This is a genomic window from Streptomyces tsukubensis (genome assembly GCF_003932715.1).
Classification (GTDB): domain Bacteria; phylum Actinomycetota; class Actinomycetes; order Streptomycetales; family Streptomycetaceae; genus Streptomyces; species Streptomyces tsukubensis.
In genome coordinates, this window is sequence record NZ_CP020700.1 from 3,200,984 (window position 1) to 3,220,609 (window position 19,626).

Consider the following 19,626-nt stretch of genomic DNA (forward strand, 5'->3'; position numbering starts at 1 on the left):
CGGTCACGGGCTCAGGCTCCGGCCGGACGGGGCGCGCTCCACGTGTAGTCCGTCGACCGCCCGTACATCACGGTCAGATGCGACGGCAGGGCGGACGGCAGCAGATAGTCGCCCTCGGGGATCACCAGCGTCCGCAGGCCGGGGAAGGCGTCGAGCCACCGCCGCTCCGAATGCAGATAGCCCTCCCGCAGCCAGAGATGGGTGAGCAGTCCGGGGTCGAGGTTCTCGGTGAGGTCGTGGGGGAGGTACGGACCGGCGATCTGGACGCGGGACCGGCCGCCCAGCTCCCGCAGCGCCAGCAGATGGTCGAGGTTGTGGGCGGTGAAGTAGAGGCCGTCGGGGTCGAGGTGGGCGATGATCTCCCGGGCGTACCGCTCGGTGTCGAACCGGTCCCACGACCACACGAGCTGCCGCCGCACCCGGCGGGACGGGTGGCCGCGGTAGCGGACCAGCACCGAGAGGGCGGCGTCGGTGCCGATGTGCGTGGCGGTGGTGACCACGTTCAGCGCCTGCTCGTGGGTGAGCCCCTCGGGTCCCGGCAGCATCCGCGGCACCAGTGGTCCGCCGGCCTCGGCGAGCATCCGCGCAAAGGGCGCGCTGGGCGGCGGCAGCAGCTCCGACACCAGGCCCTTGACCCGCTGGCTGACGTCGGGGTCGATCTCGACGGCCTGGTCGAGACAGGAGGCGGCGAGCAGCAGGCTCCGTACCGTACGGGAACCGAGGCCGCGCTCCCCTCCGACATAGCCCAGCAGCCCCTTGATGACCCGCTTCCGCTCGGCGGGGCGGCCCAGCGCCACCGCCATCCGGACCACGTCCTCCCACTGGTCGTTGAGGGCGTTGTCCAGCAGCAGCGGGAAGTCGCCCTCCTCGACCAGCGCCTTGGCGGCCAGATAGTCCTGGAAGGTGCGGTGGACGAAATCGAGCCGTCCGGCGGCGGGTTCGCGCAGCAGCCCGGAGCGTTCGATGAGATGGCGCAGCACCCGCTCGGGCGCCTCCTGCACATGGCCCATAAAGCCGAGGGTGCGCTCCAGCTGGGCGAGGGCGTCCTCGTGGGACATCTCCAGCCGGTTGTTGCGGATCATCCAGTGCGCCAGCTTCTGGAGCAGGGCGATGCTGGTGTCGGTGGAGAACCGCAGCTCGTTCTCCGTCACTACGCCGCGCTCCACGTCGCGCCGTTCCAGCAGCATGCGCAGGGCGGCCTCGTACAGCTCCTTGCGGCCCTGCGGGAGGAAGCCGCGGCGCTCCCGGTGCAGCGCGCACAGCAGTCCGCACATCAGGGGGTTGACGGCGAGCCTGCCGAGGTCGTCGTTGGTGTGGATGGCGTCGATCAGCGCATCGCCGAGGCCCTCTTCGGCGCGGGCCGCGGTATGCCAGCGGCGGACGAAACGCTCGACCTCGGTGCGCTGCATCGCGGAGAGGTTCAGCTCGGTGAACTGCTCCCCGGTCAGCCAGCCTTCGCCCACGGACGAGGGGCGGGTGGTGACCAGCCACAGATTGCCGGGGAACTCCGCCATCAGCTCCCGCATCCAGCGGCGGGTGGCTTCGCGTTCGTACCGCGGGATCTCGTCCATGCCGTCGACGAGGAGGAGGGCGCGGCCCGCGCGCAGCACCCGGTCGGCCCAGCCGGCGGGCTGGGCGCCCGCGACGGTGCTCCGCACGGCGTGCAGGAAGGTGTCGGGCGTCGGCGGTTCTCCGTCGCGCATCACCCGGCGCAGCGGGAGGACGAACGGGACCCGGCCGACGAGATGGCTGAGCCGGCCGCCGAGTTCGTCGAAGTTCTGCCGGGCGGTGGCGACGGCGAGCCACTGCACCAGGGTCGTCTTCCCCGATCCGGCCGGTCCGCGCAGCAGCACCCGGTCCCGGCCGGAGAGGGCCCGCTCGGCGGGCAGCGGGACGGGGATGTCGTCGGGCCCCGCGGTGGTGGCCTCCAGGGAGACGTACGCGGCGTCGAGCGGCCACTCGCGGGCGTGGTTGAGGTCGAGGCCGTAGATCGTCAGCTCGCCGTACTTGTGGCGGACGTGCTCGGCGTACCGCTGCTCGAAGCGGGTGTCCTCGGCGAGCCGGGACGGAATCCGGTCGAGGAGCAGATCGGTGGCGGCGATCAGCCGGTCGATGGCCCGGGTCTGCTCGACGAGGGTGCGCGGGACGAAGGTGGAGCGGGTGCTGAAGAAGTTGAGGATGTGGAGGCAGGCGGTCTCCAGGAGGGGGTCGAAATACGCCTCGGTCTCCGCGGCCATCGCGCGGGGGCGGGTGAGCCGGGCGGCGAGCGCCTCGGGCCCGAGCGCCACGGCCTGGACGTCCTCCATGTCGAGGTCGCCCAGGCTGTGGAGGGCGACGACGAGGGCTTGGATGAGCTGGTGGCGTACGAAGACGGGCATGGCCTCGTGCGGCCCGCGCTCCTGGACCGCACGGGCGACCAACTCGGTCGCGAGAACCCGCAGATGGGACTCCCCGAGCGTGGCCTGCTCCTCGCCGCGGAAGGAGACCAGCTTCGCTATCCGCACCGGCCGGTCGGTGAGCCCGGCCCCCGCGGTCCCGGGCACGAAAAGCTTCTTGACCAGGGGGGCGATGGCACTGGACGCGATACGGACGGTGACGGCGGAGGCATCCATGGCCCGATGCTAGCCAACACCCCCGACAACCGGTCCGGTTGACGGAGTTGCCCGAAGTGGAGCGGGCGGGCCGCTGATCCGCGGCCCGCCTCCGCGGCCGCCGCCTTGGGGGCGGCGAGGTCAGCGGGGGGCGCCCGCCGTCATCCGGCTGACCAGGTTGGCCGTCGCCCGCCGGATCTTCGCCTTGGTGACGGCGTTCGCCTTGACCGCGTTCCGGGCGTAGATGTCGTCGTCGACCAGGGTCAGCGGCCAGTGGAAGGTGCCCGCCATGAACACCATCCCGCCGCCCGCGTGTTCCGTGACGGCGGTCTGCTGGATTTTCGTCTTCGCCTGCTTGGAGTCCTGGTAGCGGGACTCCGCGAGGAGCGTACGGCGGCCCTCGGGCGCCGGGGAGGCCGCGTCGTACCCGTCGGCCTCCACACCGACGAGACGGGGGAACTGCTCGCCGTCCCGGACCCCGGTGCCGCGCCACAGCCAGTGGCCGGGCTGCCGCACCACGAGCGGCGTGGGCTCCTTCACGATGCCGTTGAACTGGATGCCCAGCAGCCGCTGCTCGGCCAGCGACCGGTCGGGGCGGATCGACCGCCAGATGGTGGTGGGTCCCGCCTCGTCGGGCGCGGGGTCCGTGGTCGTCTTGTAGCAGGCCATGAGCCGGTCGGGGCGTCCCTGCGGGGAGCGCTCCATCCGCACGTGGTAGTAGACGTTGTTGGCGCCGAGGAAGGCGAGGTTGCGTCCGGCGGCGACGGCACGGCTCGCGGAGGCGTACATCGGCTCCGACCAGTACTCGTCGTGGCCGGGGAAGAACACCGCACGGTAGCGGGCCGGGTCGACCGTACCGTCGTGCAGGTCGAGACTGCTGGCGTAGGTGATGTCGTAGCCGCGTTCCTCGGCCCAGCGGACGAAGGCGGTGTCCATGTTGAACCACGCCGGGGCGCCGGAGCCCGCGTACGGCCGGTCGAAGGAGACCTTGAGGGCCCGGGTGGCGGTGCCGCCGATCGCCCCGGTAGGGAGGTAGCCGCGGTAGAGGTCCTTGCCGGTCCTCCCGTCCTTGGGCCACATGTTGTACGCCTGGTACGTGGTGAACGGGATCACGCACAGCAGCGCCGAAGCCCGCTCCGGCTCCCGCACCGTGAACGGCGTACTGCTGCGATAGCCGTCATCGGTGGTGAACACCGCCTGGTAGAGACCGGAACGCCAGCTCGCGGGGATGCGGATGCTCCAGGAGCGGGCCCAGGAGCAGCTGATCGCACCGGTCGCGGCATCCGTCACCGGCGCCGCCTGGCGGCGGCCGGTCAGAGCGGCGCTGGTGGTCATCAGCCGGGCCCCGAGACCCCCGTAATGGCCGATCCGGAAGACCGACACCCGGTACGTCCGGGCACTGCGCACCGAAATATGGAAGTCGACGGTCTCCCCGTGCCCCGCGGAGGTGGTGGAGGCGTACCCCATGATGTGCCCGTAGCCGTCGGCGGAGGCGCGGCGGATGTTCTGGTCCGGAATCCAGTTCCGGGAGCCCGGGAGCCGGTTCTCCTCGCTGATGCTCGGGAGCTGGGCGGTGACGTTGGCGAGGGGCTCGACCGCTTCGAGCGGTACCGGCGCCTCGGCGGCGAGCCGGCCGGGGCGGAGCAGCTTCTCGCGCAGCGTGTGGGCGGCGGCCACGGTACCGGCGGTGGCCAGGGCGAACATGGACAGTACGGCGCGGCGCGGAACTCTTGATGACATGGGTTTCTCCTGGGGTTTCACAGAAGGCAGATGCACGGGGCGGGTGCCGGGTTGCACCGGATGTGCGCCGTGTGGCCCGCGCCACGGTCGGGTGCCGGAGGGTCTGCCGGGTGCCGGTCGGCCTGCCGGGGTCAGCGCGGTGACGGCTTCGTGAGGCGGTTGACCAGGTTGGCCGTGGCCCGCCGGATCTTCGTCCTGGTGGCGGTGTCGATGTTCAGTTCCTCGGTGTAGGGGTCGCCGTCGACCAGGGCGAGCGGCCAGTGGAAGGTGCCCGCCATGAACACCTGTCCGCCACCCCGGTGTTCGGTGAGGGCGGTGTGCTGGACCTGCGGTACGGTGCGCCGGTCGTCGTGGTAGCGGGAGTCGGCGAGGAGGGTGCGGCGGGCGCCCCGCGGGTCCGGGGACTTCGCGTCATGGGCGTCGGCCTCCACTCCGACGAGGTCGGCGAGCTCTTCGCCGTCCCGGACTCCGGTGCCGCGCCACAGCCAGTGGCCGGGCTGCCGCACCACGAGCGGCGAGGGTTTCTGCACGATGCCGTTGAACTGGATGCCGAGCAGCCGCTGCTCGGAGAGTGAGGCGTCACGGCGGATCTGCCGCCAGCGGGTGGTGGGCCCGGCGGCGCCGGGGGCGGGGTCGTCGTACGACTTGTAGCAGGCCATGAGCCGGTTGGGCCGGCCGTTCGCGGACTTCTCCATCCGAACGTGGAAGTACACGTTGTTGGCGCCGAGGAAGGCGAGATTGCGTCCGGCGGCGACGGCTCGGCTCGCGGAGGCGTACATCGGCTCCGACCAGTACTCGTCGTGGCCGGGGAAGAACACCGCACGGTAGCGGGCCGGGTCGACCGTACCGTCGTGCAGGTCCAGGCTGCTGGCGTAGGTGATGTCGTAGCCCTGTTGTTCGGCCCAGCGGACGAAGGCGGTGTCCATGTTGAACCACGCCGGGACGCCCGCTCCCGCGTACGGCCGGTCGAAGGACACCTTGGACGCGCGCCGGTCGAAGCCTCCGACGGTGCCGTCGCGGAGGTAGCCGCGGTAGAGGTTCTTGCCGTTCTTCCCGTCCTTGGGCCACATGTTGTACGCCTGGTACGTGGTGAACGGGATCACGCACAGCAGCTCCGAGGCCCGCTCCGGCTCGCGCACCACGAACGGCGTACTGCTGCGGTAGCCGTCGTCGGTGAGGAACACCGCCTGGTAGAGCCCGGAACGCCAGCCCTTGGGGATCCGGACGCTCCAGGAGCGGGCCCAGGAGCAGACGACGGCGCCCGTCTTCGGGTCGGTCTTCGGGGGCGGCTGCCGGTAGCCCTTCAGCGGGGTGCTGATGGACATCAGCCGGGCGCCCGCGCCCATGTAGTGGCCGATACGGAAGATCCCGACCCGGTAGGTACGGGCGCTGCGCACCGAGACATGGAAGTCGACGACCTCGCCGTGCCCCGCCGAGGTGGTGGAGGCGTATCCCATGATGTGGCCGTAGCGGTCGCTGGAGGCGCGGTTGGCGCTCTTGTCCTTCAGCCAGTCCAGGGAACCGGGCAGCCGGTTCTCCTCGGCGATGCTCCCGGTCTGCGGAGCGGAGGACACGGGGGGCTCGGTCACCGGCGGCGGGGTCGGTGCGGCGGTGGGCCGGGCCGGACCCGCTTCACCGCGGAGGGAGCAGGCGGCGGCCCCCGTACCGGCGGTGGCGACGGCGATCAGGGACAGCAGGGCACGGCGGCGGGTTCTCGGTGACACGGGTTCCTCCTGGGAGCTCACAGGAGGTAGGTGCGGTGGGCCGGAGGTTGCGTTGCAGGGGATTTGAGGGCCGGGCGCCGCGGGCCGGGTGAGGCTTTCCGGGCACGGCCTACGCTGGGCGCATGCGATTCGGGGTGCTGGGACCGCTTGCCGTCTGGGACGGGGACGGGGAGCCCGTCGGGGTGACCGGGGCCAGGGTGCGCGGGCTGCTGGCCCGGCTGCTCGTCGCGCCGGGCCGGGCGGTGTCGGAGGAGAGACTCGTCGACGGCCTGTGGGGGGATACGCCGCCCGACCATCCGCGCAATACGCTCCAGGGCCAGGTCTCCCGGCTGCGGTCCGCGCTGGAGCGGGCCGTCGGGCCCGGGGGCCGGGGGCTCGTGGTCCGCGACACGGCCGGATACCGGCTGCACGCCGACGCGGAGGACGTGGACGCGGAGGTGTTCCTGCGCTTGGTGCGGCGGGCGCGCGGGACCGGCGATCCGGAGGCCCGCGGGGCCCTGCTGTCGGAGGCGCTCCGGCTGTGGCGCGGCCCCGCGTTCGCCGGGTACGCGGACGAGCCGTTCGCGCTCGCCGCGGCCCGGCGGCTGGAGGAGGAGCGGCTCGGCGCCGTGGAGGAGGAGCTGGCGGTACGGGCCGGGCTCGGTGACCCCGCCGCACTGGCCGCGGAGCTGGAGGCGCTGGTCGCCCGGCATCCGCTGCGCGAACGCCTGCGCGTCGTCCAGTTGCGGGCGCTGTACGCGGCGGGCCGGCAGACGGACGCGCTCGCGGTGTACGAGGGGTTCCGGCGGCGGCTCGACGAGGAGCTGGGCCTGCTGCCCGGCCCGGAACTGGTGGCGCTCCAGCAGGCGGTGCTCCGCCACGATCCGGACCTCGGTAAGCCTGCGGAGCGGGAAGCCGTACCGCACCCGAAGCCACCTCCGGACGCGTCCGGCCTGTCCGCCCCGGCGGGGAATCTGCCGAGCCCCGTCGCCGCGCTCGTCGGCCGCGACGGCGCCGTCTCCGAACTGGCGGAGCTGCTGGCGCACTCCCGGCTGGTGACCCTCACCGGCCCCGGCGGCGTCGGCAAGACGCGGCTCGCGCTGGAGGCCGGGCACACGCTCCGGGAGCGGTTCCCCGACGGGGTGTGGCTCGTGGAGCTGGCGGGGCTGCCCGCGGGGGACGCAGCAGCCGTACCGGGGGCGCTGACCTCGGCCCTCGGTGTACGGGAGACCTCCGTCACCGCCCTCGCCCGCGCCCTGCGGGACCGCAGGCTGCTGCTCGTCCTCGACAACTGCGAGCACCTCGTCGAACCCGTCGCCGCCGCGCTGGCCGCGCTGCTGCCCGCCGTACCCGGGCTGAGCGCGCTCGCCACCAGTCAGGAGGCCCTCGGTGTGCCCGGGGAACTGCCCCGGCCCGTGGCGCCCCTGGAGACCGCCGACGCGGTCCGCCTGTTCCTGGCCCGGGCCGCCGTACCGCCCGCCGAACTGGACGCCGTCGCCGAACTCTGCGCCCGGCTCGACGGGATCCCGCTCGCCCTGGAGCTCGCCGCCGCCCGGGTCCGCGCCCTCGGGGTGCGGGGGCTGCTGGCCCGGCTCGACGACCGGTTCGCCGTGCTGTCCGGCGGCGGGCTGCGCGGACTGCCCGCCCGGCAGCGCACCCTGCGCGCGGTGATCGACTGGAGCTGGGGGCTGCTGACCGGCCCCGAACGCCTCGTACTGCGGCGGCTCGCGGTCCAGGCGGAGGGGCTGACTCAGACGGCGGCGGTAGCGGTGTGCGCGGGCGGCGAGGTCCGCCCGGAGGACGTACCGGAGCTGCTGGGCCGGCTCGCCGAACGGTCCCTCGTCGTCCTGGTGGACCGTGCAGAAGGGCCCGTGCACCGGCTGCTGGAATCGGTGAAGGAGTACGCCCGCGAACAGTTGGCGGCGGCCGGGGAGGCACGGGAGGTACGGGCCCGGCATCTGGTCCACCACAGCGAACTGGCGCTCCGGACCGCCCCGCTGCTCCACGGGCCGGGTCAGGCCCGGGCGCTGGAGCTGCTCGACGGCGCGGCGGCGGAGCTGCGGCTCGCGCTGGACACGGCCCTGGACCCGGCGGCGGGCGATCCGCTGCGGGCGCTGCGGACGGTGGACGCGCTGGCCTGGTACTGGGTGCTGCGGGGGCGCGCGGTCGCGGCCCGGGATCTGCTCGACCGGGCCCTGGCGTACGGCGTTGGCACTGGGACTGGCACTGGCACTGGGACTGGCAGGGACGTGGCCCGGGAGCGGGCGCGGGCGGTGGTCTGGCGTACCGGCATCGGCCTGATGGAGGGCGAGGTCACCGGGGCCGCGGACCGGATCCGGGCCGCGCTCGCCCCGTACGGTACGGGAGCCGTCGACGACCCCGAGGGGCACGCCCGCGCCCTGTGGTTCCTGGGCGCCGCGCAGCTCGGTGCCGGTGACACCGGTACGGGCGAACAGCTGCTGGAGCGCGCCCTCGACGCGTACGCGGCCGTCGCCGGTCCGCAGGGGAGCTGGGGGACGGCGGCGGCGCTGAGCGTACGGTCCCGGCATGCGCTGGCCCGGGGCGATCTCGGCGCCGTCCGCGGCGACGGCGAGGAGAGCGCCCGGCTGTTCGCGGCGCTCGGTGACGCCTGGGGCAGGCTCCAGACCGTGTTCCCGCTGGCGGCGCTCCACGAGATCGCGGGCGAGTACCAGCGGGCGGGTGATCTGCACCGCGACGGCCTCGCCCTCGCCGAACACCTCGGGCTGCCCGTCGAGGCCGCCAAACGCCATACCGGCCTCGGCAGGCTCGCCCTCCTCACCGGCGATCCGGCCCGGGCCCGCGCCCACCACGAACGGGCCCTGCGGATCGCCCGGGAGCAGGACTTCCGCTCCGGCGAGGCCGATGCCCGGCTCGGGCTGGCACTCGGCGCCCGCCGCGAGGGCGACCTCGACGGCGCGCAGGCGCATCTCCACGAACTGCTGGCGTGGTTCCGGGAGACCGGTTACGGGCCGGGCCGGGCGCTGGTCCTGGCCGAGCTGGGGTTCGTCGCGGAGGAGCGCGGGGACGCGGCGGCCGCGTACGAACGCCACGCGGAGGGGCTGGAGACGGCGCGCGATCTGGGCGACCCGCGTGCGGTCGCCCTCGCCCTGGAGGGGCTGGCGGGAGCGCATGCCCTGGCCGGGGAGCCGGAGCGGGCCGCCGCGCTGCTGGGCGCTGCGGCGGCGGCCCGGGAGTCGGCGGGCGCACCGCTGCCCGCGGGTGAACGGCGGGATGTGGAACGGGTGTCGGCGGCGGCCCGGGCGGCGCTGGGCGACGGGCGGTACGCGGCGGCGTACGCGGGGGGACCGGAATCGCCGGGATTGCTGGGATTGCCGGAGTCGCGATCGGCACTCGGCGGCGGCGCCGGGCCCGCGGCGGCCGGGGAAGCGCAGGAGGTACGGGTACGGGGCCGGGCGCTGCCGCCGGGAGGCCCGTCCTGACGGACCAGCGCCCCTGGGCCGTGCCCGCCTGGGCTCCCCCGGCCCGGGTCTATTCGCTGGTGGAGCGGGGGCGGCCCGGGCACGGTGGGCGCATGTCTTCCGAGCCCGCGAGCACCTCCCGCACCCCGGACACCTCAGGGCCCTCCGGACCCGCCGTCTCCTCCGCGCCTCCCCGTACCCCCGAACCTCCGTCCTCCCCTCGTCCCTCGTCTGCCTCCCCTCCCCCGCCTGCTTCTCCTCCCCCGGCTGAAAGCCTCTGGCAGGACCGCGATTTCCGGACGTTCTTCTCCGCCGTCGTCCTCAGCCAGCTCGCCACCCAGGTCAACTTTGTCGCCATACCCCTGATCGCGGTCCTCGCGCTCGGCGCCGGGCCCGGAGAGGTCGGGCTGCTGGCGACACTCGGCACGGTGTCGTTCCTGCTCATCGGGCTGCCCGCGGGGGCCTGGCTGGACCGGCTGGACCATCGCAGGGTGATGATCTGCGCCGAACTGGTCCGGGGGACGCTCTTCCTCTCCCTGCCCCTGGCCTGGGCGCTGGACGTGCTCACGCTCTGGCAGCTGGCCGCGGTGACGCTGCTGACCGGATGCGCGATGGTCTTCTTCGACGTGGGAACCCAGAGCATGCTGCCGACGCTGGTGGGCCCGGCGCGGCTGGTGCAGGCGAACGCGGCGGTCGTCGGTCTCCAGGCGGCCGGGCAGATCGCGGGGCGGGGCGGGGCCGGACTGGCCGTCCAGGTGTTGTCGGCGCCGGTGGCGGCGGTGGCGACCGGACTGATGTTCCTGGGCTCCGTACTGCGGCTGACCGCCGTCCGCGTCCCGGCCGCCACCGGAGCGAGGAAGCCGCCCGGCAAGGGTCCCGGGCTGGCCGGGCAGATCGCGGAGGGGCTGCGGCACGTCCTCGGCTCGCGCGAGTTGCGGGCGCTGGCGGCCGTGGGCGTACTGTCCAATCTGGGCGGAACGTTTCTGATGACGCTGATGCCGGTGCTGTTCACCCGTGAACCGGGGCTGTCGGCGGGGACGCTGGGCCTGTTCTGGTCGGTCGGCGGCGTCGGGATCTTCCTGGGCTCCCGGTTCGCGCGGCGCTGGGGCGAGCGGTACGGCTACGGGCGCACGATCACGGTGTCGGCGCTGGTCCTCTCCCCCGGCGCCCTGCTGATGCCCCTGGTCGGCGGCGGCTGGTGGCTGGCCGTGGCGATCGCGGGCCTGCTGCTGGACACGGTCCGGCTGGGCGCGTTCAACGTGCTGGCTGTGACCCTGCGCCAGAGCCTGACCCCGGTGGAACTGCTCGGCCGGATGAACGCCACGTTCCGGTTCCTGCTGTTCGGGGCGATGGCGGTGGGTGCCGCGCTGGCGGGCGTGGTCGGCCAGTACGCGGGCATCCGTACCGCGATGTGGATCGGGGCGGGCTGTCTGATGCTGACGTTCCTGCCGGGACTGACCGGGCTGCGGGGCGGGCGGTGGTGGCGGGGCGCACCGGGGCGAACTCCGCTGCGGTAAGGGCTCCGGCGGGCGGCCAGGGATGTGATGCGGTGGCCGGATCGCGCGGGGCGGGATCACCGGGATCACCGGTCTCGGCCGCTTCGGCGGTTCCCACGGGATTAAACGCGGGGCGCGCATGTTGTCGACTACATGCCCACTTCGCAGCCGCCCTCCGGAAAGCCGTTCCCGCGCTCGTATGCTCGAACCATGACAGAAGACCAGGTCGGACGCCCCACCGCCAACGCCATGCGGCGTGCTCTCCGGCGTGCCAGGGACGGGGTCGCCCTCGATGCCGGTGAGGCGGCCGTGCTGTTGCAGGCGCGCGGCGAGGATCTGACGGATCTGTGTGCCTCGGCGGCCCGGGTGCGGGACGCGGGCCTGGAGGCCGCCGGACGGCCCGGGGTGATCACGTACTCGAAGAGCGTGTTCATTCCGCTGACCCGGCTCTGCCGGGACAAATGCCACTACTGCACCTTTGTGACCGTGCCGGGGAAGCTCCGGCGGGACGGGCACGGGATGTTCATGTCGCCGGACGAAGTGCTGGCCGTGGCGCGGCGGGGGGCCGAGCTGGGGGTCAAGGAGGCCCTGATCACCCTCGGGGACAAACCGGAGGACCGGTGGCCCGAGGCGCGGGAGTGGCTGGAGGCCGAGGGATACGACTCCACCATCGACTACGTCCGGGCGATGTCCGTCCGGATCCTGGAGGAGACGGGCCTGCTGCCCCATCTCAATCCCGGCGTGATGAGCTGGACCGACTTCCAGAAGCTGAAGCCCGTGGCCCCCTCCATGGGGATGATGCTGGAGACCACGGCGGTCCGGCTCTGGAGCGAACCGGGCGGTCCGCACCACGGTTCGCCCGACAAGGAACCCGCCGTGCGGCTCCGGGTGCTGGAGGACGCGGGCCGCAGCTCCGTGCCCTTCACCAGCGGGCTGCTCATCGGGATCGGTGAGACGTACGAGGAGCGGGCCGAGTCCCTGTTCGCGCTGCGCCGGATCTCCCGGGCCTACCACGGTATCCAGGAGCTGATCCTGCAGAACTTCCGCGCCAAGCCCGATACGGCGATGCGCGGTATGCCGGACGCCGAGCTGGACGAGCTGGTCGCCACGGTCGCCGTCGCCCGGCACATCATGGGGCCCTCGGCCTGTCTCCAGGCCCCGCCGAATCTGGTGGACGGCGAGTACGCCCGGCTGATCGCGGCCGGGATCGACGACTGGGGCGGGGTCTCCCCGATCACCATCGACCATGTCAATCCGGAGCGCCCGTGGCCCCGGATCGACACCCTCGCGGAGCAGTCCGCCGCGGCCGGCTTCCGGCTGGAGGAACGGCTCTGCGTCTACCCCGAGTTCGTGCTGCGCGGCGAACCGTGGCTCGACCCCCGGCTGATGCCGCACGTCGCCGCGCTCGCCGATCCGGAGACCGGTCTCGCCCGGCCCGAGGCCCTCCCGCAGGGGCTGCCCTGGCAGGAGCCCGACGAGGCGTTCACGGCCTTCGGCAGCGGCCGTACCGATCTGCACCGCACCATCGACACCGAGGGCCGTACCGGCGACCGGCGCGACGACTTCGACGTGGTGTACGGGGACTGGGAGGCGCTGCGGGAGGCCGCCGTGCCCGGGATGGTGCCCGAGCGCATCGACACGGACGTCATGACCGCGCTGCGGACCGCCGCCGACGACCCGACCCGGCTCACCGACGGCGAGGCCCTCGCCCTGCTGCACGCGGACGGCCCCGCGCTGGACGCCCTCACCCGGATCGCGGACGAGCTGCGCCGGTCCGTCGTCGGCGACGACGTCACCTATGTCGTCACGCGGAACATCAACTTCACCAACGTCTGCTACACCGGCTGCCGGTTCTGCGCCTTCGCCCAGCGCCGTACGGACGCCGACGCCTACACCCTCTCCCTGGACCAGGTCGCGGACCGGGCCGCCCAGGCGTGGGACGTCGGCGCGGTGGAGGTGTGCATGCAGGGCGGTATCCACCCCGATCTCCCCGGCACGGCGTATTTCGACATCGCCCGCGCGGTGAAGCAGCGGGTCCCCGGTATCCATGTGCACGCCTTCTCCCCGATGGAGGTCGTCAACGGCGCCTCCCGTACCGGGATGTCCATCGAGGACTGGCTGACCGCCGCGAAGGAGGCGGGCCTGGACTCCGTCCCGGGCACGGCCGCGGAGATCCTCGACGACGAGGTCCGGTGGATCCTCACCAAGGGCAAACTGCCCGCCGCGACCTGGATGGAGGTGATCTCCACGGCGCACCGGCTGGGACTGCGCTCCTCGTCGACGATGATGTACGGCCATGTCGACCAGCCTCGCCACTGGCTGGGCCATCTGCGGACGCTGGCCCGTATGCAGCAGGAGACGGGCGGCTTCACCGAGTTCGTGACGCTGCCGTTCATCCACACCAACGCGCCCGTGTATCTGGCCGGGATCGCCCGCCCCGGCCCGACGGTCCGCGACAACCGCGCGGTGACCGCGATGGCCCGGCTGCTCCTCCACCCCCATATCACCAATATCCAGACCAGTTGGGTCAAACTGGGTGCGGAGGGTGCGGCGGAGATGCTCCGCTCCGGGGCGAACGACCTCGGCGGCACCCTGATGGAGGAGACCATCTCCCGGATGGCGGGCTCGCGTTACGGCTCCTACCGCTCCATCAAGGACCTGGTGTCGATAGCGGAGCTGGCGGGCCGCCCGGCGAAGCCGCGGACCACGCTCTACGGGGAGGTCCCGGAGGAGCGGGTGCGGGCGGCGGAGGCCTCGGACGGCCATCTGCCGAAGCTGCTGCCGCTGACCACGGACTGACATCGGGCGGGGTCCACGGCCCCGCCGGTCTGCCCGGGGAAGCCCGGGCACCCTCGCCCGCCGGTCCGGAGCCGCCTGCGCGACCCCAGGCGCCGGACCGGCGGACTCCCCGGTCCCGGATCCCGACCGAGCGGCCCCCGTGCCCGGGCGGTGCTCCGGGCCCCACGCGCCGCCGCCGTACGGACCGGCACTCCAACCGCACGCCGAGGAGTCGTCGCGGGGTGGGGCGCATGGGGCGCACAGAGGCGTGCGCCTGTCGGCGGGCGGGGCGTGGCTGGAAGACTGGGCGCTCCAGCGGCGGGAGGCAGTGGTTCATGAGGGATCGGGCGGGCGTGGCACCGGCGGGCCGCGACGAGGAGGCCCGGGCCGACCTCGACCGGGCACCGGAGCCGGACCGGGACCTGGCGGAAGCGTGGTTCCTCCGGGCAGGGGTACGGGACCGCAACGGCGATCCCGAGGGGGCGTACGAAGACCTCGACACCGTGCTGGCGATCGACCCGGACCATGTGGGCGCGCTCCTCGCCCGCGCCGGAGCCGACTTCACGGCCGGGCGGTACGAGGCCGCGCTCACCGATCTCGACCGGGCTCTCTTCGAAACGGACGACCCGTCGGCGGTCCTGGGGCTCCGGGGCCGGGTGCTGCACGGTCTGGGCCGTACGGCGGAAGCCCTGGAGGATCTGGCGCGGGCCGTCGAACTCGACCCGTCCGCAGAGCGCATCGTGCTGGAGCCGGCGGGGCTCCACCCGGCCGAGGACCGGCCCCTGGGGGCCCTGGCCCCGCTCGTCCGCGACACCGGCAGCACCGACGGCCACGGCGAGGCCCTGCTCCTGCGGGCCCGGGCGCAGCTGATCCCGGGCGATACGGCCGCCGCCCTCGCGGACATCGAGCGGGCGGCGGCCCTCGGGGAACGCGCGGGCGCCCGCGCCGTCCTGGCGGATCCGGCGCTCGCCGCCGTACCGGAAGCGCGTGTTCTGAGTCACGGGCTTACGGATGCGAGCGGGGGCTCGGGGACGTGAGCCGGATCCCTTCCCCGCCTGCCGGGCGGTGCGTTCGATTACAGTGCTGGGCCGGGCGGGCCGTCGACGGGGACGGCCGTACGGGACCGATCGCGGGCGACGTCGAAGGGGACGCGGAGTGAGCGCAGCGGCCACGGGCGTCTGGGGACGCGCCGAACAGCAGGACTTCCGCTCCCGGGTGCGCGGCGCCCTGCTCGGTGCCGCTGTCGGGGACGCGTTCGGCGCGGGTGTCACCGCGGCCGCCACGGCAGCGCCCACGGTGGCAAGCGGCGAGATCCCCGGCCCGGACGGGGTCACCGAACTCGTTCCGGCGCACGGCCGGCGGGGCGCGGTGACCGCCGTGACCCAGCTGACCCTGTTCACCGTGGACGGGCTGATCCGGGCGCAGGTCCGCCGGGACACCGGCGCCTGGCATCCGCCGACCGACGTCCACCGGGCCTATCTGCGCTGGGCGGCCACCCAGCGCGACTGGGGGCCCGACGAACGCCGCAAGGACAACGGCTGGCTGGCGTGCGAGGAGTGGCTCTACGTCCGCCGGGACCCCGACAGGGCGAGCCTCCTCGGTCTCGCCGACGACCTCATGGGCACCCTGGACACCCCGAAGAACCCGACTGCCGGTGACGGCGGGGCGCTGGCCCGTTCGGCGCCGTTCGGTCTGCTGGTGGGCTGGGAGCCTCAGCTCGTCTGCCAGTTGGCGGTCGAGTGCGCGGCCCAGACCCACGGCGCACCCGCCGCCTGTGTCGCAGCGGGCGCCTTCGCGGTGATCGTCCACGGGCTGGCGCGCGGCGGGACGCTGGAGTCCGCCGTCCACCGCGCCCTCGAACTGATCGCGCCCCGCCCCGGCCACGAGCCCGTCACCGACGGCCTGCAGGGCGCGCTCGACGCCGTACGCCAGGGGGTCCCCGGCCCGGAACGGGTCGCGGCCCTGGGCGACGCCCACCGTGCCGAAGGCGCCCTCGCGGTCGCCGTCTATGCCTCCCTGGTGGCCGAGGACATCCGCCACGGCCTGCGTCTGGCGGCCAACCACGGGGGCCCGTCCGCCACGACGGCGTCCCTGACCGGCGCGCTCCTGGGCGCCCTGCACGGCGAGACGGCCCTCCCCCCGGCCTGGCTGGCCGAGCTGGAGGGCCGTCCGACGGTGCTGGAGCTGGCCGACGACTTCGCGATGGAGATGACGCAGGGCCCGGCGCTGCACAGCCCTACGCACTCGTCACCGGGTTGGCTGGCCCGCTACCCGCGCGCCTGAGTCAGCGCCGCCACCAGGCCGCCGAGGTGTCGCGCAGGGTGTTGGTGCCGCAGTGCACCTCGCCGCTGCCCAGGTGGTACGGGTAGTAGTCGTCGATGTACGAGACCTTCATCCCGGCCCCGCTGTAGGCGGCGGAGACGGCGGTGGTGAAGATGTCCTTGCCGCCGATGACGGGACCCCACTGCTTGGGCGCCAGGTAGCGGTCCTTGCCGAGCAGCAGACCGTTCACAGCGCCGGGCACATAGGCGCTGGTCGGCTCGGGTGCCGCGGCGGAGCGGCGGGCACTCGCGGCGCCTTCCCGGGCCGCTTCGGGCAGGGCTGCGCTCCGCTGGTCGTACGTGCGGGCGCTGTCGGACGACGCGTCGGGGGAGGCCCCCAGCCGCGACAGGCGGCCGGCGTCTCCGCCCCACTTGCTGGCGCGGCTGAACAAGGCCGGGACCCGCACGATCTCGGCGTCCGTGATCCCGGTCTCGCGCTTCAGGACCTCGACGTTCTCCGCGATCTTCCGGGCGGCGAGTTCGTTGTCCTCACGGAGCTGCTTCGAGGCGAGCACCTGGTCGATGCTGTCCTTCGGCGAGGGGTAGCGGCTGCGCTCGGGCCGGGAGAACATCCGGGTCCCGCCGTGCCCGGCCTGCTGGGCGTCCTTCAGCAGCTTCGTCCCCAGCTCCGGGTCGGCCACCGCCATCCGCCAGCCGCGCGGGGTGTCCGCGGGCAGGAACTGCACGAACTCGTCGACGTGGCCGACGTGCAGCCAGCCGGTGTCCAGCAGCAGCGGGCTCTGCATGCCCTGCGAGGCGAGCATCGTCCGCATCGACTTGGCGGGCTTGGCCCGCTCCACCGGGTTCTCGCCCATGATGATCCGCCCGGCGGGGTACGCCTTGCCGTTGTGGGCGTGCGGCGGGACGGTCTCCAGGTTGCCCATGGAGTTGAGCGTCGCCTCGTACGGGTTGGTCAGGCTGCCGCCGGGGAGCTGGACCCCGCCGACACCGGGGCCGCGCAGATGCGTGAAGACCTGGCGGCCCGCGGTCCGCCACGACTGGGCGGAGCGGATCATGACACGTATCGCCTGGGGACGTCCCCCGGGGCCGGTCATGCTGGTGTAGCCGGGCTCCAGGAAGTCCTGGGTCCAGATGTCGTCGTCGCCGTCGAGGATCTTCATCCCGGGCAGCTTGGCGGCCTGGTTGTGGCCCGCCAGGTCCTTGACGAACTTCTGCTGGGCCTTGGAGTCGACGTCCTTGCCCTTGACCCGGGTCACCAGGACCCGCTGGGTCTTCTGGGCGTGGTGGTGGGTCAGCAGCGGGGCGACGCGGAGGGTGACGTCGTCGGTGGAGCTCTTCCCCCCGGAGACGACGGTGAGCCGGACGACGGCCCGGCCGTCCCACACGGCCCGGTCGCGGATGATGTCGAGGCCCTCGATGCCCAGCTCCACCCCGGCGCGCAGTTCGGCGGCGGTCAGCTTCGTCTTGGGTGTGACGGGGCTCCACTTCCCGGCCCGCTTGATGTGCAGCCGGGTGTACTTGGCCCCGGTCACGATCCGGACCCCGCCGGTCGCCCCCTTGGCCAGGTTCTTGACGGGTACGGTACGCAGCCGCGCGAGGTCGTCCGCGTCGGCCGCGCCGTTGATCACGGTGTCGGCGGCGTCGTTGCAGCGCGCGAGCTGGGCGTCGGAGAGCTTCTTGCCCTTCGGCCCGGTGGTCGGACAGCGCTTGGTGTCGTCGTCGATATTGGGCAGGAAGACCGCGCCGCGGCCGGTGGACCAGGTGTCCTCGCCCGCGGTGTCGGTGGTGCCTGTGGTGTCCACGGTGCCGTCGCGGTCGACGTCGGCCCGGAGATCGGCGGCCGGCGGAGCGGCGGCGTGGACGGGAGAAGCCAGGGTGCCTGTGGTCAGCAGGGCGGTGGCCGCGGACACAACGAGTGCGGCTCGTCTGGCGGTGGGGATGCGCACGGGGGGTGTTTCCCTTCGTGGTGCTGCATGGTCACCGGGGAGGACGGGACACCTGTGCTGAAGCGTTGCTTCTGGGGCGAACGGGGCTGAAACCAGGTGTCGACTGTCCGGTTTGCAGCGCGTTCGCCGGATATTCCCCTACCGGGGAGGGGTGTTCGTCCCCGGTGGTCCCACCTGATCGGGAGAAGGCTCTAGGCCGTGTCTGACAAATAGCATCGTCCGCCCGTAGGGCGGGGCCTGCGGCGGTCGGTGCGTGCAATCGCAAGGCGGAGGGTTTCCCTCGTACTGGACGTACTCGGGAAATCCCGACAACGCTGGGGGCACCTCCCGTGCCCGAAGGGCACAGGGGGAGAGTGTGCGTGCCGAGCGTCGCGGGCCAGACGGGATTTGTCAGACACGGCCTAGGGGGTGCCCCCGCCGTCGCCCGTCTCCCTGTGGGCGTTCATGGCAGCAAGCCGGATGGACCACTCGCGTTCGGCGACGGTGAAGGCATGCTCCAGCGTCTCGACGAACGAGGTCCGGCTCACCGTTACCACCGCTGATGCCCGCGGAGCCGTTTGACCGCGTACCCGGCAGGCGAGGTGGATCCGGTCCCCGTCGGGGAAGGCGAACGCCAGCACATCGTTGGTGCACTCGCCCCAGTCCAGGATCTCGCAGTCCGCGAACTCGGCCCCGAAGGCGTCTCCGGTCCCGGCGTCGCCGTACGTCCAGACCGCCTCCGCGACGCGAAAGGCCTCGGACGGCGAGCCGAAGCCGACCGGCGGCGCGGCCGGAGTACGGAAACGCCGAAGCTCGTCCCCGAGCTTCTTGACCAGGAGGGGTGGGTAGAACGCGTTGTCCCAGGAGTTCACATGGAGCCCGCCGACGAAGATGTCGAGGCACAGCAGCCCCGGGTCCCGTTCGATATGGAACTCCAGGCCGAATCCGGCCCGCGACCCCAACACCACGACGCCCCTCTCCGTACTGACGCTACGCCTGTCCCCAGCACACCCTGCGGTCCCTCGCCCCTGCGCTGCCGGTCGCCACCCGGAGCGGCCCTGCCCTTCTTCACCCTGCTTCGGCACGGAGCCGGCTGCGGGTACGCATCAGGATCCGGCCGAGCATGTTCTTCCCGGTCCCGGTCCTGCCGCGGCCCCAGTAGTGGTCGGTGCCGGTGTCCTCGACGATCTCCTGGTCTCCGGTGGACAGCAGGATGCCGCGGATATCGGCATGCGCCCGGAACTTGGCGCCCACAGCCTGCCGCATCACCTCGTCCTTGACCCGCTCCCAGTCCCGCCGCAGCGGCCGGGACGGGTCACGCCCCAACTCGGCGGCGCGCAGCGGCGTACGGGCCCGGCGGACGAGCTCCGCATGGCGGGTGCCGATGAACTTCTGGGCCTGGAAGTAGTGCTCCGAGGTCGGCCACAGCTGCCCGTCGAGTTCCATGTCATGCGCGGAGAAGTTGGAGAAGCAGCCGTAGGGAACATCGTCCGCGCCGTAGAAGTAGATCGTCATCCGGGCCTCGTCGCAGTTGCGGGAACGGCACGATCCCAGGCACCGGGCGCCGGCCGCAACCCGGATTCGACCGATGGAGCCGGTCGCGGCGCCGGCCCGCCCGTTCGGCCTCCGCTCTCTCGGTATCCGCCATCTCGGTATCCGCTCTTTCGGTAT

At 73.1% G+C, this 19,626-nt stretch carries 11 protein-coding genes; 5 read left to right on the forward strand and 6 right to left on the reverse strand.

The genetic code is table 11. The features are described 5' to 3' along the window. Positions 1–11: 11 nt before the first annotated feature. The 3 genes from B7R87_RS12455 to B7R87_RS12465 all read right to left on the reverse strand — a co-directional run bounded on the left by B7R87_RS12455 (position 12) and on the right by B7R87_RS12465 (position 6,055). Entirely contained in the window at positions 12–2,612 is a 2,601-nt protein-coding gene (locus B7R87_RS12455) for an NACHT domain-containing protein (RefSeq protein WP_006706010.1), read from the reverse strand. 120 nt (positions 2,613–2,732) lie between these two features. Further along, on the reverse strand, positions 2,733–4,331 hold the full coding sequence (locus B7R87_RS12460) for a N,N-dimethylformamidase beta subunit family domain-containing protein (RefSeq protein ID WP_040915934.1): 1,599 nt from the start codon (positions 4,329–4,331) through the stop codon (positions 2,733–2,735). A 131-nt stretch (positions 4,332–4,462) separates the two neighbouring features. Then, positions 4,463–6,055 carry a N,N-dimethylformamidase beta subunit family domain-containing protein gene (locus B7R87_RS12465; protein WP_006706008.1) on the reverse strand — a complete coding sequence of 531 codons (1,593 nt, stop codon included), beginning with the start codon at positions 6,053–6,055 and terminating at the stop codon, positions 4,463–4,465. A 122-nt stretch (positions 6,056–6,177) separates the two neighbouring features. Here B7R87_RS12465 and B7R87_RS34095 point away from each other — a divergent pair, with 122 nt between their 5' ends. The 5 genes from B7R87_RS34095 to B7R87_RS12490 all read left to right on the forward strand — a co-directional run bounded on the left by B7R87_RS34095 (position 6,178) and on the right by B7R87_RS12490 (position 16,031). Next, positions 6,178–9,495 (forward strand): AfsR/SARP family transcriptional regulator, encoded by a 3,318-nt coding sequence (locus B7R87_RS34095; RefSeq protein ID WP_130585074.1) that lies wholly within the window; start codon positions 6,178–6,180, stop codon positions 9,493–9,495. 92 nt (positions 9,496–9,587) lie between these two features. Continuing rightward, complete coding sequence (locus B7R87_RS12475) at positions 9,588–10,991, forward strand: MFS transporter (RefSeq protein ID WP_006348735.1); 1,404 nt, start codon at positions 9,588–9,590, stop codon at positions 10,989–10,991. Between the two features lie 189 nt (positions 10,992–11,180). Then, the gene (locus B7R87_RS12480) at positions 11,181–13,769 is read left to right on the forward strand and encodes a bifunctional FO biosynthesis protein CofGH (RefSeq protein ID WP_006348734.1); all 2,589 of its coding nucleotides are present in this window, start codon (positions 11,181–11,183) and stop codon (positions 13,767–13,769) included. A 314-nt stretch (positions 13,770–14,083) separates the two neighbouring features. Next, the gene (locus B7R87_RS12485; protein ID WP_107069942.1) at positions 14,084–14,785 is read left to right on the forward strand and encodes a tetratricopeptide repeat protein; all 702 of its coding nucleotides are present in this window, start codon (positions 14,084–14,086) and stop codon (positions 14,783–14,785) included. Positions 14,786–14,903: 118 nt separating this feature from the next. Continuing rightward, positions 14,904–16,031, forward strand: coding sequence for an ADP-ribosylglycohydrolase family protein (locus tag B7R87_RS12490; protein ID WP_006348732.1), 1,128 nt, complete (start codon positions 14,904–14,906; stop codon positions 16,029–16,031). A gap of 1 nt (position 16,032) precedes the next feature. Here B7R87_RS12490 and B7R87_RS12495 read toward each other — a convergent pair whose 3' ends face one another. The 3 genes from B7R87_RS12495 to B7R87_RS12505 form a co-directional block, all read right to left on the reverse strand. Next, positions 16,033–17,976 (reverse strand): protein-arginine deiminase domain-containing protein, encoded by a 1,944-nt coding sequence (locus B7R87_RS12495; protein WP_040915924.1) that lies wholly within the window; start codon positions 17,974–17,976, stop codon positions 16,033–16,035. Positions 17,977–18,377: 401 nt separating this feature from the next. After that, entirely contained in the window at positions 18,378–18,923 is a 546-nt protein-coding gene (locus B7R87_RS12500; RefSeq protein WP_006348730.1) for a hypothetical protein, read from the reverse strand. A 100-nt stretch (positions 18,924–19,023) separates the two neighbouring features. Then, complete coding sequence (locus tag B7R87_RS12505) at positions 19,024–19,470, reverse strand: NADAR family protein (protein ID WP_040915923.1); 447 nt, start codon at positions 19,468–19,470, stop codon at positions 19,024–19,026. Positions 19,471–19,626 lie beyond the last annotated feature (156 nt).